The organism is Pusillimonas sp. T2 (assembly GCF_002236805.1).
Classification (GTDB): domain Bacteria; phylum Pseudomonadota; class Gammaproteobacteria; order Burkholderiales; family Burkholderiaceae_B; genus Neopusillimonas.
This window is the reverse complement of the sequence record NZ_NIQA01000001.1, coordinates 21745-38695: the sequence shown is the minus strand read 5'-3', so window position 1 is coordinate 38695 and position 16951 is coordinate 21745. Positions and strand designations below refer to the sequence as shown.

Genomic DNA, 16951 nt, shown 5'->3' with positions numbered 1-16951 from the left:
GGCGTTTGCCGCTGCTTAAAACCGCCATTGGGCGCGCGCTGCAAACCCATGTTGTTGGTTGCCACTGCCAAACTGGCCCGAATACCCCAGACTGAGAACACTGCCATGGGCTCCTGTAAAGGTCAGCCCCAGTTCTGACACCATGACGTTGCGGCCCAGGCTTGCACCAGACACTGTAAACGCTGGCCCGGTGGCGAAGCGCTGTATTGAAGCAGGCTCGGTGTCGCCCCACGCGCGCCGCCAGGCCATGTTGAGGGTGCCGGCTACATTAAATTTTGGCGTGTCATGCAGGGCCCACTGCGTTCGTATGCCAAGGTTGGACAGCGTGACATGCTGGCTTGAACGTGCCACGTTCAGCGCGGCTCGGCTGTCGTCTTCGTTAAACGCACTACGCGATAGCCAGACATGCTGCAGACCCAGATAAGGTTCGAGCTGCAGTGCGGCACCACCCAGGGCATAGCCCGCTTCGACAAAAAGTTGTGTAGATTGCGCGCGCGATGCTGCACGGGCCCGACCCAGGTCGCCAAAAGCAATGTTGCGATTCGTCGATGTGCTGTACCAGGTGTGACCGACCCCACTGCGTAAATTCAAGCTGCCGAAAGACCAGCCTGAATAGCCCATCAGGTGATAGCCATCGGTGCGTGCACGGGCGCTGCCCGTGGTACGCAACGTTTCGTTGGTCAGCCCTATGGCTACGCCGGCATAGTGGTGATTGCCCAGGTGGGTATCGGCGCCAAACATCAGGCCGCCGAGTGATTGCTGGGCCGACGCTGCATTGGCAGTGCCACCCAAATGGCCCCAGCGCCCAATACCTTGAATCCAGCTTTGGCGCTGGCCCGGTGCGCTGTTTGCGCCGATGTGGCCTGAGGCCTGCGCACGTGGTGAACCCGATGCTTTCGTGGCGTGGACGGGCCATGCGGTACGTTGCCACAGGCGATCGGCGGCGGCACGGTAAAAGATGCTGCTGTTATTCAACAGTGCGCTTTGCATCGAGGCATGGATTTCGCCGGATAGTTCGTCGAGCACACCCGGGCCATTGGCGGCGGTATCGAGCAGTACAAAAGCATCGTGAACTGTGCCGCCCAAGCCTTGTGTCTCGATGGCGTTGGCTGTTGCACGCTGGTTACCTGTGTCGGCCACCTGTGCGAACCGGCTAGCATTACGACGGACTTGCAGCGTAAATGCAGTGCCTGCCAGCGTCGTGTTCAGGTCGATAAACGCGCGGCCAAGCGAGGTCGTGTCGAAGGCACTGCCAGCCGTTATAGTCCCTGCAGAGAAGAAGTTGTAATCTTTACCCAGGGCGCCTGCCGTCAACCCGTCGATTTGCAGAGCGCCGCCCTGAATGTCCGCGTTACCCATCACCACAACCCGGTCAGACTGGCCCTGATCATTGATTTCGATACGCAGCACCGAGCCGGCGAACTGTTGGTAATTGCCGCTAACGGTCAGGGTACCAATTGAATTGCCTGGCTCTAGGCGCCCGTACAGGTCGAGGTCGCTTAATGTGCCGGTACCGCCCAAAATACCAGGGGCGTCCACCGTTACCTTGCCGGCAGCGCTGCTATTGCCATTAATGACCAGTTTCCCGCCTGCAACCCGGGTCGTGCCGTAGGTGTTGTCGCCCCAAAGCGTCAGCGTTCCGGCTCCTCTTTTGATCAGGCCGCCGGTGCCGCTAATATTGTTGCTCCAGTGAGAGTCATAGCCGCGTGTGTTGACGTCGAAGGTGTCGGGGAAGCCAGGTTCGCCGAAGACTTTGGGCCCTTTGGTGGCAGTGTCCAGGTCAAGCATGCCGTGGCCATAGATGGCGGTGTCGCCCCAGACGCCGGTGCTGTTTGCCGTGGTCAAAATTACTTCGATGATCTGGCGGGCCGTCATATAGGGGAAGGCCGAGCGTAAGATGGTTGCGGCGCCAGCCGCTATGGGCGAGGCCATAGACGTGCCAGCCATGTTGGTATAACTGCCGTACGGGTAGGTCGACCACAGTTGCGAGACATCGCTGTTGTAGTTCGCAGTGGTGTAAAAATCGCCACCGGGGGCGGCCAGGCACCAGGCGGCGGCTGCTCCGCAGCGGTTACTGTAGCTGGCAATATTGCCTTCCCGGTCGACCGACACAACGGCAATTAGCGCGCCTTTCAGCGCCGAGAAGTCGAGGTCTTTAATACGGGCGTCTGTCTTGTCGATGTACGTCCAGGTACTGGGGTCTTGCTCTTCGGCGTTAGGGTCGTTTTCAATAAATTTATATAACTCCGATGCCGTGTTGGTCGGGGTGATGAGCGGGTAAAGGCCGGCACCGGAAGGCAGTGTCGCTGCCTTTTCTTGATCGGTATATTCGTTGCCGGCGGCGTAAACCAGCACAATGTCTGCATCCGCCGCCCGCTTCAGGGCGTTGTATTCGGGTATGACTTCATCGGCAAGCAGCGTCGGCTGGTTCAGCTCTGCCCACTTCAGGTTCTTGACGCGGTTGCCGTTTTCGTCGGTGATGTACCTTTCGACTGTGCCTGGGCCGTAGCTGCCATTCAGTACCTGGGCGCCCGATTCAATGGCGTGCAAGATAGCCCGGTTTTCGGCCTGGTTTTCAAAGCCAACTGCGCGCAGTGCCAGCAGTGTTGCGTCAAATGCAACCCCATGTATACCTGAGCCGTCTCGTGCCGCCCCGGCCAGGCCAGTAACGTGCGTGCCGTGGCCGTCGATCGACCCGTCTTTTTCAACGTCGCTCAGGTCGTTGGGGGCCGATGCGTTCGCAAAGCTGCGCGACAACGCGGATATGCGCCCTAGAAACTCGGGGTGGTTGATATCGAGGCCGCTGTCGACGATGGCCAGGATGACCCCTTTGCCGGTGAAGCCGCGTGCATAGGCATACTGGGCCTTGATATCAAGAAGGGCCCGGCTGGCCAGAAACTCGGTATTGATGAAGGAGGAGGGGTCGGCAACAAATGCCGGTGCGGCCAGGCACTGCCCCGACAGCAGCGCCGATGACAGCAGCCATTTTGTCTTGCGAATGAGTCGGTTTGCCTGGGCCATGTTTCCCCTTGGTGAAAAAAGTACCGGCCTGTATAAGGCCGGTACTTAATTTGCATCAAAGTAATACCTGATTATTCAGCAAGTTACTTTTCGGGTCAACCTGCCTCGGGATTTTGTCAACTCAGGTTAAGGCCCGTATGGGCAAGCTGCGAATGCGCTTGCCTGTGGCGGCAAAAATGGCGTTGCACAAGGCGGGTGCCACGGGAGGTACCGGCGGCTCACCAACGCCGCCCGGGGGGGTATCAATATTGTCGTTAACCAGATGCGTGCGAATGACGCGGGGCGACTTGGGGTGGCGCAGTACCGTGTAATCGTGGAAATTGCCTTGCTCGACACGTCCGTTCTTGAAGCTGATCTCGCCGCTTAATGCCAGGCTGAGCCCCATAATCGCGCCGCCTTCCATTTGTGCCCGTATACGTTCCGGGTTAATTTGCGGGCCGCAGTCGATGGCCATGTCGACGGCCACAACTTGAAGCTCGCCTTGGTCGTTGACGGCCACTTCTACCACCGTGGCGGTGTAGCTGACAAAACTGTAGCAAAACGCCAGGCCTAACCCGTGCCCCTTAGGTAACTCGCGTCCCCAACCGGCACCGCGTGTTGCCGCTTCGATAACATCGCGCAGCCGCCCGGTGTCGTACGGGTAAGTCTCGGGTGATTCCGAGTAATTCCATGTGTCGGCCAGCGTCGTTGGGTTGATGCGTCTGGGCGGGCCGATCAGGTCGAGTGCAAAGGCTTTGTGGTCTTTGCCTGCGCGATGGGCCAGTTCGGCGATGAAGCTTTGCGCCGCAAAAGCGTGGGGGATGTTCGATACCGACCGGAACCAGCCAATGCGTGCGTGTGCCGGAACCTTCCCGGTTTCGATGCGAACATTGGGGATGCGGTAAGGCATGTTGATCGCTGACATGGCAGACTCGAATAGTTGCTCGCCCTCGGCGCCTTCAGTAAACAGCGAACCGATGGTTGGTGCCGCACTGCGGTGCAGCCATGACGCTACCTGGCCGTCTTTGCGCATGACGGCCTCCAGGCGTTCGACCGATACGGTATGCAGGTAGTCGTGCCTGATGTCATCTTCTCGTGTCCAGACCAGTTTTACCGGGGTGCCCGTGGGCATAGCTTTGGCCACGATTGCTGCTTCGTCGACGAAATCGGGCTTTGACTTGCGTCCGAATCCGCCGCCCAGCAGCAGGACATTGACTTTGACCTGTTCCGGCTTGATGCCCAGCCTGGATGCGACGGCGCTTTGCGCCGCTGGCGGGTTTTGCACTGACGTCCAGACTTCGGCGCCGCTATCGCTTATTTTTACCGTGGCGGCCGGGGGCTCCATAGAAGCATGCGCCAGATGCGGGATGTAATACTCGGCACTGACGCGTTCTTCGGCGGTGGCGGCTTGCCATGCCTGTGCTGCGTTGCCTTCGTTGCGCATCGTCTGGCCCGGTGCACGCGCTGCCGCTTCAAGGGTGTGGCGGTAGGCGGCAGAATCGTAAGACGCATTGGGGCCGTCATCCCATTCAATATCAAGCGCCGCGCGGCCTTGCATGGCGGCCCAGGTGTTGCGTGCAACCACGGCCACGCCACCCAGGGGCTGGAAAGCCGGCGCCCCTGAAAACGTCGGGATCTCGACTACTTTAAGAACACCCGCTACCGCCAGAGCTTTGTTCGCATCAAATTTTCTGACTTTGCCGCCCACGACAGGTGGGCGGGCCACGACGGCATACACCATGCCTGGCAAATGAAAATCAATGCCGTAGGTCGCGCGGCCGGCGCCGATGTCTTCCAGGTCGACCAGTTTGACGGCTTCTTTTCCGATATAACGGAACTCGGCTGGCGTCTTTAGTACGAGGGCTGTGCCGCTGGGGACGGGCAGCTTTGCTGCATCGGCGGCCAAGTCGCCATAACTCAGTTTTTTGCCCGATGGGACATGAACAATGCTGTGGTTGTCGGCGCGTACCTGGTCGAGCGGTACGCCCCAACGTTGTGCCGCAGCCGTAGCAAGCATCTGGCGCATTGCCGCGCCGGCGCGTCGCATGGGCATCAAGAAGTGACGCACGCTGCGTGAGCCATCGACATTCTGGTTGCCGTAACGGGCCTCTTCGGCGCCTGCTTGAACAATAGTGACCTGGTTCCAGTCGGCGTCGAGCTCGTCGGCCACAATCATGGGCAGACTGGTGCGCACGCCAGTACCCATTTCAGCCCGGTGGGCAACAATCGTGACCAGGCCGCTGGCCGCAATTGAAATAAACGTCAGCGGGTCGTCGACGGTTCCGCCAGGCATCGAGTCGGCCCCGTACTTCTGGGCTTCGGCCGCATGTACGCGAGAGATAATGCCTGTGCTGGTGACCGCCAGGGTCAGGGCGCCAAGGCTGCCTTGCAGAAAGCGGCGGCGTGAAATGTGGGGTGTGCTGTTGTTCATTTGGCCTCCCCCGCGAGGGTTTGCGCGGCTTGCTTGACGGCGTTGCGAATGCGGGGATACGTGCCGCAACGGCAAATATTGCCGTTCATGGCGTCATCGATCTGGTCTTCTGTGGGTTGCGGTGTGGTTTTCAGCAAGCTGGCGGCGGTCATGATCTGGCCTGCCTGGCAGTAGCCGCATTGGGCGACGTTGTTGTCGACCCAGGCGCGTTGCACTACTTGCCCGACGGGGTCGGATTCCAGGCCTTCGATAGTCGTGACGGCTTTGCCGGCTACGGCTGAAATCGGCGTGACACAGGCGCGCGCCGGCTGCCCGTCGATGTGCACGGTACAGGCGCCGCACAGAGCCATGCCGCAGCCGTACTTGGTGCCGGTCATGCCCAGTTCGTCGCGTAAGACCCATAACAGTGGGGTGTCTTGTGCAACGTCGATGGTTTTGACGTTGCCATTGATGGTGATTGTGGCCATTTGGTTACCTCGTGAGTGAACGCTTTTAGTGTAAATGCTTTCTATTGCAGGACTTGCTGCAATGGGCGGGAAAGCAGTTCGCCGACGATGGCAGGAACGAACTGCCGCTTTACCGTAATGGCATAGAAATGTTCGTAAAGGTTGGGAATCGTCATGTATTCGACCAGCACGCCGTTCTGGATTTCGTCGCGCACCACCACCGCAGGCAGGACAGCCAATGACCCGCTATCTCGCGCCAGCAGGCGCAGCATGGCCATGTCATCGGTTTCTGCCTGTACCTTGGGTTCAAATTGGACGAGGGCGCAAAAGCCTTCGAAGGCCGTGCGTATATCGCTGTTGCGACCGGGCAGAATCCAGCTTTTGTCGGTGTAACCGATCGGGAAGCGGGTCTCGGGCTTGAGGTGCGCCGGGCCCACGATAGATACCGGTTGGCGCGCCAGCAACTGGCTTTGCCAAAGGTGTTCGCCATCGATGCCTGCCCCCGTGCCTAATGTGGCACTAATGTTGGACAGCACCAGATCAAATTGGTGTTTGCCCAGCCCGTTCAGCAGGTTGTCGAAATGCGTGGCGTTCAGGGTAAACCGGACGTTGGGGTTGCCCATGAGCGGCGAGACAAAGGCTTCGACGAAGTTACGGGACATGGTCGACAGCACGCCGATACGCAACGTCTGTACGGTGGGCTCTTCACCGCGTCTTAACAAAGACTCAAGTTCCTGGCCTTTCGAAAAAATGTCTTGTGCGTAGACGAGCACCCGTCGCCCCGTTTCGGTTAATACCAATGCGCGGCCGACGCGGTCGAACAGTTTGACGTCCAGCGTGTCTTCGAGCTGGCGAATTTGGGCCGACAGTGCCGACTGCGACACATGCAGGTTTTTTGCCGCCTGCGTCAGGTTGCCAATAACCGCGACGCGCCAAAAGTAGTACAGATGATGGTAGTTCAGACGGCTCATATTAATAAAAGCGAACGATTAATTAATAATTATATATTTTACAGAATGGTTGGGCGTATTCATACTGGCGCCATCCAACAACTAGGAAGTTTTCATGGGTCCATCACTTAATGTCGTGTCTGTGGTCATGTTGATATTGATCACATTCATCGGGCTGGTCATCGTTAAATACTCACAAAATTATTTGCAAGGCGAACCGCGTCGATATCGTTACTACGCGGCATTGACGGGTGTTTTGCTGTCGGTGGCGGTTACCGTAACGGCTGACCATTTGCTGGTGTTTCTGGCTGGCTGGGTTGCCATCAGCTTTTCGTTGCATGCGCTGTTGCGCTTCTATCCCGACCGGCCCCGCGCTGCACTGGCCGCACACAAAAAGTTCTTGTTTGCCCGTTTGGCAGAATTGTTCTTGCTGGCTGCATTTTTGTTGCTGCACCACGAGCATGGCACTTGGCAAATCAGCGCCATTGCACAGCACTATCTTGACAATGACGCGTCTACCGCAGGACAGTGGGCCGCCGTGCTGATTGCCATGGCCGCCCTGATTAAATGCGCGCAGTTGCCGTTTCATGGCTGGTTGATGCAGGTGGTCGAGGCACCTACGCCTGTGTCGGCGTTGCTGCATGCGGGTGTCGTCAATATGGGTGGGTACTTGCTGATCGTGTTTGGGCCGTTGTTGCTGCAATCCACATCGGCGCAGGCGCTGGTCATTGCCGTTGCCGGTGCCAGCGTTGTGCTGGCGGCGTTGTCCATGGCCACGCGCATCAGCGTCAAGGTCAGGCTGGCATGGTCTACATGCGCCCAAATGGGCTTCATGCTTATTGAATGCGCCATGGGTTTGTTCGAGCTGGCGCTGTTGCATCTCGTGGCGCACTCTTGCTACAAGGCCTTTGCATTTTTAAATTCAGGCTCTGCTGTGCAAGCCTATCGCCTCACACAAATGTCGCCTGCGGCGGCGGTGCGCGCCTGGGTCTGGTTTCCCGCATTGCTTGTCGGTGCAGGTCTGGCCGGGGCGGGGGCCCTGGCATCGGGTGGCCAGGGCCCGGCAGGCCCCTGGGTGTTGTTGGGGCTGGCGTTGGCGGTGCTGGTAGCCCAGCGCTCCAGCGTTGCCGTTAAGGGCGGTATGCTTTATGCGACGTTTGTCGCCGCTCTGATTGCCGCCTTGTATGTCGGGCAAAAGGTGTTGTTTGGCCACTGGGTTCATGGTGTGCCGGTTGCTGTGGGCCTTTGGGCCGATATCGCTTTAATCGCGCTGACTGCGTTGCTGTTTGCCGGACACCTGCTTCTGGTGCACGGGCCAGACACGCCCTTAGGCCGAAATTTTCAACGCTGGCTGTTTGCCGGCTTGTACCTGGATGAGTGGGCCACCCGCATTACCTTGCGTGTCTGGCCGGTACAACTGCCGGTGCCGTCGCGGTCACGTGGCACGCATTTTGCCCGGGTCGAGGGGGTAACACCATGAAGCCCAACGATTTGAACGAACCCCTGGCAGCGCAAGCGGCCTGGCGGCTCGCTGCAGAGCAGGCGTGCGCACGCATTGCACCGTCGTGGCCGCTGGATGCCCTGATTGCCGTCAACCCATGGTGGGAAATGCGCGATGAACCGTTCCATTGCGTGTCGGCAAGGCTTGCCGCGCTGGGTGATGTGCATTGTTTGATGTCGGCCAGTTGGTTTGAAAAGCAGCGGCCTGATGGCGCGCCCGACGTTGGCAAAGCGAATAGGCCTGTAGCAGCGCCGCATTGGAAAAATATTCCGGCCTGGCTCGATAATTTGCAAGATCGCCGTCACAAGATGAGATGGTCTGATGAAGTGACGCATCAGATCAGTCAGTTTTGCGCCATGTTTTTGCAGCGGGAGCAGGGCGCCTTGCATCGCAGCGCTGCGTCCGGTCGCGTGTTGGGCGGGTCTCTTTATGCCGAGTGGCTTGCCTTCGTGCAGGCAGATCGTGGCATAGAAATTTTGATGGGCGAACCGGGGTTGCATAATGCGTTTGAACGGCTGGCGCCCACGCACGAACAATTATTTGCCGAAGCCATCGAGGTCTTGGTCCCCCATGGGGACAGCGCCGAAGATTACCTGCATGCCTTACTGCTTGATGTGAAAGGTTGGGCGGCGCTTTGCGCCTACTTTGATCGTTACGCCGACGCTGCGCCCGGGGTGGGTAGCCACATGATGCTGCAGTTGCTGGCAGTGCGCCTGGCCTGGGAACTGGCGTTGTGGCGGCATTGCCAATCAGCCGACCCTTCTGTGTGGCGGTCATTGCAAGCGGCCTGGCAAAAACAGTGGCAGGCGCTAGACGACATGGTGCAGTGGCATGCGCAAGCCCAGACGCTACTGTGGGAAAAGCAGGCGGATATAGAGCGCGCTTATCGTTCGCCCTTGCACGCGCGTTTGCGCATGCCTGTACCTGCGCCATTGGCAGTTCGTCCCAATCTGCAGGCCGTGTTCTGTATCGATGTCCGTTCCGAGCCCTACCGGCGTGCGCTCGAAGCCCAAGACCCAACGATACAAACGCTGGGCTTCGCCGGTTTTTTCGGATTGCCAATACGCTATCGAGCCTTGGGCGCCGTGAGCAGCGAGGCGCGTTTGCCGGGTTTGCTCAAGGGGCAGATCGATGTGCTCGAGCAGCCTGTAAAGTCTGATGACAAAGCCGAGCGTTATGCACAGCGTCTGAATCGGCGGGCTCGCATGCTCGATTGCAACGGCCTTGCGCCGACGACATTCAGTCTTGTCGAAAGCCTGGGCCTGGGCTATGCGTTCAAACTGTTCAAAGCGGGCTTTTTCCCGTCTTCAGGGCAGGCCTCTGATTCGGTCAAGTCGGCGAACGTGACCTGGCAATTGCAGAAGGGTGGCGTCCCATTGACCCCAGATGAGCGTATTGCGCTGGTGGCCGGTATCCTGCGAAATATGAGTCTGACTGGGCCTTTTGCACCCGAAGTATTGTTAGTGGGTCATGGGAGCACCAGTCAGAACAATCCGCATGCTGCCGGACTCGATTGCGGTGCATGTGGCGGGCATGACGGCGCGCTGAATGCGCGTGTGCTGGCCATGCTGCTGAACGACGCACAAGTCCGTTCGGGTTTGCGCGGGCTGTCGATTGATATCCCTGATGACACCCAGTTCGTCGCCGCGCTGCACGATACGACGACAGATGAAGTCATCTGCTTTGACGCCGTGCTGTCGGCGCAGGGGCGAGTTTGGCTTGAGGCGGCCTCGTGTATGGCGCGTCGTCGCCGGGCGCCGCAACTGGGTATCAAGCCTGACAACGATGCGCTTTTGAAGAAGCGCTTTGAGCAGCGCGCGCGCGACTGGTCCCAGCCTCGGCCCGAATGGGGGCTGGCCAACAATGCCGCGTTTATTGCCGCACCTCGTGCGCGTACCCGTCATATCGACCTGGCCGGCCGTGCCTTTTTGCATGACTATGATTGGCGCCGGGACACCGATGGCGCTGTGCTCGAGCTGATCATGACGGCGCCGATGGTGGTGGCGCACTGGATCAACATGCAGTATTACGCGTCGGTTACCGATCATCGGCATTACGGCAGCGGCAACAAGATTCTGCACAATGTCGTGGGCGGTCATTTGGGCGTGTTCGAGGGCAATGGTGGAGACCTGCGCATTGGCTTGCCCTTGCAGTCGGTGCACGACGGTAAGCGCTGGCGTCACGAGCCTTTAAGGCTGGCGGCGTATCTGGCGGCCCCGGCGGCTCCGATTGAAGATATTTACAACCGCCATGCTGCGGTAAAGGCGCTTGTCGATAACGAATGGTTGCATCTGTTCAGGCTTGATGATGACCCGGCCCAACTGCAACAACTGACCCGCAACGGCTGGCGGGCCGCGTAGTGGGCGAAACGGCGAGCGACGGAAGTTCCGCTATACTCGAAACTTCCGAAACTCTCCTTTCGCTGTATGAGACGATTTTTCGTCCTGTTCATCGCCTTCCTTACTGCTTTCCAGTTGCTCGACGAATCGCTCGACGACGTCGGGTTAACGCCGGTGGCGCCAGCTGCCATCATTGCCTTTCTGGTCGACGCTTCGTCGCACGCCACCTCCGAAGTCGCGGCATCGCACGCCGACCCGGCGTCCCAGTCGCCTCATGCCGATCTTTCTGACTCTGTTGTGCGTTGGGCGCTTGGTACTGTAACGACCGAGCCGCCGGTACAGCGCGTCGCCGCCCCTGTCTATCTATTCCCTGTCCTGACTTTTCCGATGCTCGACCCGCCCAGACTGCGGGCCTGAAAACGCATTGTGCTGTTGGCATCAAATACGTTGACCCTGCGACTTGGGGCTCGACGTTTTATTAAAAGTCATTGATATTTTCTTTTCAGGAAATTGTTCGTCATGGAATTACTGCTAGACCCCAATATATGGGTAGGCTTTCTAACTTTGGTTGTCCTCGAAATCGTACTGGGTATCGACAACCTGATCTTTATTGCTATTTTGGCCGACAAGCTGCCGCCGCATCAGCGCGACCGGGCCCGCGTCATTGGTCTGTCGCTTGCGCTGTTGATGCGCCTGGGCCTGTTGACTATTGTCTCGTGGCTGGTCACACTGACAACGCCGTTATTCACGATCGGCACCCTGTCATTTTCCGGGCGTGACCTGATCTTGCTTCTGGGCGGTCTGTTCTTGTTGTTCAAAGCCACGTCCGAACTGCATGAGCGCCTGGAGGGGCGTACACATCAGCACGCTCAGTCTAAGGTGTACGCGGGGTTTGGTGTTGTGGTGGCCCAAATCGTCGTCCTTGATGCCGTGTTCTCGCTTGATGCCGTTATCACGGCTGTGGGTATGGTCGACGAGCTGCCCGTCATGATGGCTGCAGTGATTGTGTCCATCGGGATCATGCTGTGGGCTTCCAAGCCGCTGACCCGTTTTGTCAGCGCGCACCCCACGGTGGTTGTGTTGTGCCTTAGCTTCTTGCTGATGATTGGTTTGAGCCTGACGGCCGAAGGTCTTGGGTTCAAAATTCCCAAAGGCTATCTCTACGCAGCGATTGGCTTTTCGATTCTTATCGAGTTTTTCAACCAGTTGGCCCGGCGCAGCGTTTTGCGCAATCGCGCAGCCATACCGTTTCGCGATCGTACGGCCGAAGCCGTATTGCGTATTTTGGGCGGTCGTAAAGCGGCGTCCGAGACGTCGAGCGATTTGCCCGCCGAAGAGACCGATGAAGCGGCCAAAGTCTTTGCCGCCGAAGAGCGCACGATGGTCAGCGGGGTATTGACGCTGGGCGAGCGTTCATTGCGCTCCATCATGACGCCTCGTTCCGACATGTCGTGGGTTGATGTCAATGACGAGCCGGCCAAAATTATTGAAATGCTGCGCGCCACACCTCATAGTTTCTTTCCGGTTTGCCGTGGCGACCTTGACACCCTGTTGGGTGTTGCTCGCGCCAAAGACCTGATGGCCGACATTATGGAGGGCCGTTCGTTGGCCAAGCTGTCGTGTTTGCGCGAGCCCATCATTATCAACGAGATTACGGGTGTCTTAAGCGCGATGGAAACCTTGCGACGTTCGCGTGGCCAATTGGTGCTGGTGGCCGACGAATACGGCACCATTCAGGGGTTGATTACGCCCATCGATATTCTGGAAGCCATTGCCGGCGACTTCCCCGACGAAGATGAGCAACCCGATATTCAGGTGCTGGATGAAGGTAAGTGGCGTGTTGCCGGCGCCACCGACTTGCGCTACCTGGAACTGACCCTAGACGTCGACCCGTTGCCTGTTGACCATGTTGAGATCACATCGGTAGCGGGCCTGTTGCTCGACTATTTCGGCAGTTTGCCCGAGCCCGGCGCGCGTGCCTTTGTACATGGGCTCGAGTTCGAGGTCGTCGAGGTGACCGAGCGCCGTATTGCCTGGGTGCAGGTCAGTCGCGTCATCGAGGACAACGGCACCCCGATTGAGTCCAATCCTGGTTAATTGCGGTTGTGCGCTAATCGTTGCCGGCTACTTCGCCGGCCACGGTTGGTAGCGGCCAGGTTCACAGGCTATTCATCGGCCAATACCGCCCAAGAAAAAGCCCTTTCTGGTTGTTGCCAGAAAGGGCTTTGTATTTTGGTGCCGATAATAGGAGTCGAACCTACGACCTTCTCATTACGAATGAGCTGCTCTACCAACTGAGCTATATCGGCCAAAGCTGTAAAAGCTAAGCCCAAAATTATACCGAATTTTGTTTTTCGGGTGCAATGCCAGGAAGCCGTGTGGCCATTAACCGAAGCCGCGCCGCTTGGCGATCAGTTCGCGCTCGAGCTTGCCCACGTAACGCTGGATGAGGTTAAGGGTGGGGCCGGAAGGCCGCACGAAGGCACAGCCCACGCGAAAACGCGTTTTGCCGCTGGGTAGCTCTTGTGCGACAACGTGTTGAATACGAAGGGTGACGGTAATAACACCGACATCGGGCAGCGTGATTTCGCAGTTGTCGTAGATGGTGCCCATGGAGCGCTCGGGCAGATGATGATCGTCGAACACGCCGATGCCGCCGCCGCTGATGTCGCCCAAGGGTAGCGACACCACTTTGAGCTTTTGGTGTTCGCGCACCGGGATGCGGCACATGATCGGATGGGTAATGGGTGTGTTAATACGGTAGAAGTCGCGCCGCTGAAGGTAGCTGAGGGCCTGGGGCAGGGGAGCGCACAAAGCGGGCTTGCCTTCGAAATCGCAGGGTTTTACACCGCTGCATACAAACTTGATATGAATTTTTTCTAGCGACGTTTCGACAATGATTTTGTTGGCCGACTGTACCCGTTGATTGGTGCTGGCGTCGGCCGAAATGTCGAATATCCATTGATTGCTGTTGCGATCGACGTCGAGGACGGTGCTGATCATGGCCGTGATGCTGTTGGACACATGCACATGCAATAGCGAACGTTGACGCTGGATATTGCGCAGCACCGACTGAATTTCGAGCTCCGCCGTAATCGTATGCGGGTCGTTGACGTCGATGTTTGGGTTTGGCAGTGTGTCGGGGGTGTTGTCCATGGCAATGTTTTTATAGGTGCAGCAATATGGCAAGCCCTGTGCGAATTGTTACATTTTTTAGGGAAAATGGCCTAGGCTCGCCGGATGTAATAGGCAAATTGTACCGATTGTGTGGTTGCTTTGGGGCGTCTGCAACGCACAACAAGTGCTATTCGGTACATTACCCTTAATTTGTTACGTTTTTTGAGCGTTGATGGCGGCCGGGAACAGCGACCACACCGACATGAATAGGGCGGCCAGCAGTGGCCCAATGACAAAGCCGTTAAGGCCGAAGGTGGCCAAACCGCCCAACGTAGAAATCAGTACGACGTAGTCGGGCATTTTGGTGTCTTTGCCCACCAGCAGCGGGCGCAAAATGTTGTCGACCAGGCCAATGACCAGCACCCCGAACAGAATCAAAATGGCGCCGTCCCAATATGCCCCGGTGACCAGGAAGTAGACAGCCACTGGCGCCCAGATGATGGCGGCGCCTACAGCGGGCAGCAACGACAAAAACGCCATAATCACACCCCACAGCAGTGCGCCGTCGATACCCAGTACCCAGAAAATGAACCCACCCAGTGCGCCTTGCGTGGCCGCCACGACAATGTTTCCTTTGACGGTGGCGCGCACGACGGTGATGAATTTCTGGATGAGCATCTGCTTGTGCTCGTCGCTTAAAGGTATAACCAGGTTGATGGTTCGTGCCAATGAGGGGCCGTCACGCAGCAAAAAAAACAGCAAATACAGCATGATGGCCATGCTGACTAAAAAGCCGGCCGTGTTCTGCCCGATATTGACGGCCTGGCTGGCCAGGAACTTGCTACCCTCAAGGGCGCCGGCCGATAGCTTTTCTTGAATACTGAACACGTCGGCGACGCCGAGCTCTTCGAGCCAGTGGTGTAGCGACTCGGGCAGGGCATTGATGATGCGTTCGTAGTAAAGCCCCAGATTAAGCTGCCCGCTTTCGATGCGCCGGTAAATGGTGGCGCCTTCGCGAATGAGCGCGCTGGTCAAGATGATCAGCGGAAAAATAACGGCAACCAAGCACAGCAGCAATGTGCCCAGCGCCGCTGTATTGGGGTGCGCCGGTATCTTGGCCAGCAGCTTGCGATGCAGGGGCGTAAAACTGATGGCAAACACGCAACCCCAGAACAGCGCGCTGTAGTAAGGCAGCAGCAGCCAGCCGAAGGCCACCGATACAATAATCAGCAGGGTTACAAAGCTTCGAAAGTAAATGCCACTATTGCGCATATGGGCTCCGTGATTCACATAAAATCCCGTAAAAATCAGATCAGCATCATACCGTTAATTATTTGCGCTTAACCCATTTTTACTCTCGGGCGTCTTCATGACTTCACATTCTGGTTCCGTCCCTTCGTCGTTTCAACGTCAGTCTGGTTCCACTACACACTGGTTATTGCTGGCCTACTTGGCCGTGGTGGTGGTGCTCTGGACGGCACTTTGTGCCTTCAGCCATAAAGCGCCTGATCTTGACGGCATGGAAGAGCTGGTGTGGGCGTCCAGCCTTGAGTGGGGGTACTCAAAGCACCCGCCGTTGCCGTCGTGGTTAATGTACGTACTGGTAGAGCTGTTTGGTCGACCTATTTGGCTGACATTTTTTGCCGGGCAACTGGTGTCGGCACTGGCCTTATGGTTTGTGTACTTGCTGGGGTGCGAGTTCACCACGCCACGCCGCGCCCTGATTGCCACCATTATGGTGTCGGTCACCATGTATTTTTCGTTGCGGGCAACCATATATAACCACAATACGGCGCAGCTGTGGTCTATTGCCGCGTGCATCTGGCTGTTGTTCAGGGCGCTACGAGACGACGGGTTGTCTAACTGGTTATGGCTGGGTCTGGTGGCCGGTTTGGCCATGCTGACCAAGTACAGTGCCCTCATCCAGTTTGCGGTGTTTTTTGTCTTCATGTTGGCGCATGGGTATTTGCGCCGCCCGGCCGTATGGAAGGGTATTGGCGCGGCAACCGTGGTGTTTTTAGTGGTGGTGTTGCCGCATGTGTTCTGGTTGGTTGCCCACGACTTTGCACCGCTGCGTTACGCCGATAATTCCATGGACGTAGATGGTGGCTATATCGACGTCCTGAAAAGCATGGTTGATTTTTCGGTAGACCAGGTGGCCCGGATGGCGCCGCTTTTTGTGCTGTGGTTTGCCTTGTGGTGGTGGCAGCGCCGCGACGCCGCGCCCACTTTGCACTCGGCGCAAACATACACCTATGCTCAGTCGATAACGCCCGAGGCGCGAGCCTTTTTGTTGTGGGTGGGGTTAGGGCCCTTTGCCATGACCTTGCTGGTGTCGGCTATTTTGGGCACCAAGCTGGTGGCCTCATGGGGCACAACGTTTTTTATTCTGTTTGGCTTTTACGCCTTCTGGCGCCTTAAGGGCAGCGACCAGGTATGGCTGCGCCGCACCGCTGTCGTTGCTATTGCCTTGCATGTGCTCATGGCCGTCGGCTACGCGGTCGCGCGCGGCCCTGTGGCTTACGAGACAGGGCGTATGACACGCTCAACATTCCCGGGCCCCGAAATCGCCGCGCAATTGCAGCAGGTATGGGCGCAGCATGTGCCCAACGCCCCATTGAGACTGGTCGCGTCCGATACCTGGTTTGGGGGTAATGTAGCCATGAATGTTTCTGACGACACGCAAGTATTTATCAGCGCCGATTACTTTCAGTCGCCATGGCTGACCCCTGAAACCGCCCTTGATTGTGGGGTGCTGGTCGTTTACACGCCCGACGGTCGAGGGTACTGGTCGACCGAGCTCATGGCCCTGTTCGACAAGTCGCCAATGCAGGGTGAATTTAAACAGCAATGGTCGTCTGACAAGAGCCCCATTTTTACGGTAAAATGGGGGATTACGCCGCCTACACCCAATTGCAGGCTTGCCGCCGGCTAAAAGGGTATTTAAAGGTGGGTGTAGCGTTTGATCATTGCAGGTGCAGCGGTTTGGCAAGCAAAGTTAAACGCAAAAAAAGTTAGGGCTGGCTTGCACACCAAAAAATAAATGTGCTATAGTTATGTTCTTTCAATTCCCCGATAGCTCAGTCGGTAGAGCGACGGACTGTTAATCCGCAGGTCACTGGTTCGAACCCAGTTCGGGGAGCCAAAAATTCAAGCAAAACGCCAAT

The 16951-nt window shown here is 57.6% G+C and carries 11 protein-coding genes and 2 tRNA genes; 6 read left to right on the top strand and 7 right to left on the bottom strand.

Annotation, left to right across the window (positions count from 1 at the left end):
* Window positions 1-15: 15 nt before the first annotated feature.
* From PuT2_RS00145 to PuT2_RS00130, 4 genes are all read right to left on the bottom strand, one after another.
* Window positions 16-3021, bottom strand: a complete 3006-nt coding sequence (locus PuT2_RS00145; RefSeq protein WP_093969016.1) for an autotransporter domain-containing protein — start codon at window positions 3019-3021, stop codon at window positions 16-18.
* 121 nt (window positions 3022-3142) lie between these two features.
* Window positions 3143-5431 carry a xanthine dehydrogenase family protein molybdopterin-binding subunit gene (locus tag PuT2_RS00140; protein WP_093969015.1) on the bottom strand — a complete coding sequence of 763 codons (2289 nt, stop codon included), beginning with the start codon at window positions 5429-5431 and terminating at the stop codon, window positions 3143-3145.
* Window positions 5428-5898 (bottom strand): (2Fe-2S)-binding protein, encoded by a 471-nt coding sequence (locus PuT2_RS00135; protein WP_093969014.1) that lies wholly within the window; start codon window positions 5896-5898, stop codon window positions 5428-5430. The genes PuT2_RS00140 and PuT2_RS00135 overlap by 4 nt, the downstream gene beginning before the upstream one ends.
* A 41-nt stretch (window positions 5899-5939) precedes the next feature.
* A complete protein-coding gene (locus tag PuT2_RS00130) occupies window positions 5940-6848 on the bottom strand; it encodes a LysR family transcriptional regulator (RefSeq protein ID WP_093969013.1) in 909 nt (302 codons plus the stop codon).
* Between the two features lie 94 nt (window positions 6849-6942).
* Between PuT2_RS00130 and PuT2_RS00125 the strand changes: the two genes are divergently transcribed.
* From PuT2_RS00125 to PuT2_RS00110, 4 genes are all read left to right on the top strand, one after another.
* Entirely contained in the window at window positions 6943-8307 is a 1365-nt protein-coding gene (locus PuT2_RS00125; RefSeq protein ID WP_093969012.1) for an NADH-quinone oxidoreductase subunit L, read from the top strand.
* Window positions 8304-10688 carry a YbcC family protein gene (locus PuT2_RS00120; RefSeq protein WP_093969011.1) on the top strand — a complete coding sequence of 795 codons (2385 nt, stop codon included), beginning with the start codon at window positions 8304-8306 and terminating at the stop codon, window positions 10686-10688. The genes PuT2_RS00125 and PuT2_RS00120 overlap by 4 nt, the downstream gene beginning before the upstream one ends.
* A 66-nt stretch (window positions 10689-10754) precedes the next feature.
* Window positions 10755-11084, top strand: a complete 330-nt coding sequence (locus PuT2_RS00115; RefSeq protein WP_093969010.1) for a hypothetical protein — start codon at window positions 10755-10757, stop codon at window positions 11082-11084.
* A gap of 102 nt (window positions 11085-11186) precedes the next feature.
* A complete protein-coding gene (locus PuT2_RS00110; RefSeq protein WP_093969009.1) occupies window positions 11187-12764 on the top strand; it encodes a TerC family protein in 1578 nt (525 codons plus the stop codon).
* A gap of 136 nt (window positions 12765-12900) precedes the next feature.
* Here the strand turns inward: PuT2_RS00110 and PuT2_RS00105 are convergent.
* The 3 genes from PuT2_RS00105 to PuT2_RS00095 form a co-directional block, all read right to left on the bottom strand.
* Window positions 12901-12976: transfer RNA gene (locus tag PuT2_RS00105), tRNA-Thr, on the bottom strand.
* Window positions 12977-13052: 76 nt separating this feature from the next.
* Window positions 13053-13823, bottom strand: a complete 771-nt coding sequence (locus PuT2_RS00100) for a flagellar brake protein (protein ID WP_093969008.1) — start codon at window positions 13821-13823, stop codon at window positions 13053-13055.
* Window positions 13824-13997: 174 nt separating this feature from the next.
* Window positions 13998-15056 (bottom strand): AI-2E family transporter, encoded by a 1059-nt coding sequence (locus tag PuT2_RS00095; protein ID WP_093969007.1) that lies wholly within the window; start codon window positions 15054-15056, stop codon window positions 13998-14000.
* 97 nt (window positions 15057-15153) lie between these two features.
* Between PuT2_RS00095 and PuT2_RS00090 the strand changes: the two genes are divergently transcribed.
* Together PuT2_RS00090 and PuT2_RS00085 are read left to right on the top strand one after the other, a co-directional pair.
* Window positions 15154-16719, top strand: coding sequence for a glycosyltransferase family 39 protein (locus tag PuT2_RS00090; protein ID WP_093969006.1), 1566 nt, complete (start codon window positions 15154-15156; stop codon window positions 16717-16719).
* 134 nt (window positions 16720-16853) lie between these two features.
* A tRNA-Asn gene (locus PuT2_RS00085) sits at window positions 16854-16929 on the top strand.
* Window positions 16930-16951 lie beyond the last annotated feature (22 nt).

Excerpts from the sequence above, each read along its gene's own strand:
- PuT2_RS00145 (WP_093969016.1), bottom strand. The coding sequence starts at position 3,021 with ATGGCCCAGGCAAACCGACTCATTCGCAAGACAAAATGGCTGCTGTCA.
- PuT2_RS00120 (WP_093969011.1), top strand. The coding sequence starts at position 8,304 with ATGAAGCCCAACGATTTGAACGAACCCCTGGCAGCGCAAGCGGCCTGG.
- PuT2_RS00140 (WP_093969015.1), bottom strand. The coding sequence starts at position 5,431 with ATGAACAACAGCACACCCCACATTTCACGCCGCCGCTTTCTGCAAGGC.
- PuT2_RS00125 (WP_093969012.1), top strand. The coding sequence starts at position 6,943 with ATGGGTCCATCACTTAATGTCGTGTCTGTGGTCATGTTGATATTGATC.
- PuT2_RS00090 (WP_093969006.1), top strand. The coding sequence starts at position 15,154 with ATGACTTCACATTCTGGTTCCGTCCCTTCGTCGTTTCAACGTCAGTCT.
- PuT2_RS00110 (WP_093969009.1), top strand. The coding sequence starts at position 11,187 with ATGGAATTACTGCTAGACCCCAATATATGGGTAGGCTTTCTAACTTTG.
- PuT2_RS00135 (WP_093969014.1), bottom strand. The coding sequence starts at position 5,898 with ATGGCCACAATCACCATCAATGGCAACGTCAAAACCATCGACGTTGCA.
- PuT2_RS00095 (WP_093969007.1), bottom strand. The coding sequence starts at position 15,056 with ATGCGCAATAGTGGCATTTACTTTCGAAGCTTTGTAACCCTGCTGATT.
- PuT2_RS00100 (WP_093969008.1), bottom strand. The coding sequence starts at position 13,823 with ATGGACAACACCCCCGACACACTGCCAAACCCAAACATCGACGTCAAC.
- PuT2_RS00115 (WP_093969010.1), top strand. The coding sequence starts at position 10,755 with ATGAGACGATTTTTCGTCCTGTTCATCGCCTTCCTTACTGCTTTCCAG.
- PuT2_RS00130 (WP_093969013.1), bottom strand. The coding sequence starts at position 6,848 with ATGAGCCGTCTGAACTACCATCATCTGTACTACTTTTGGCGCGTCGCG.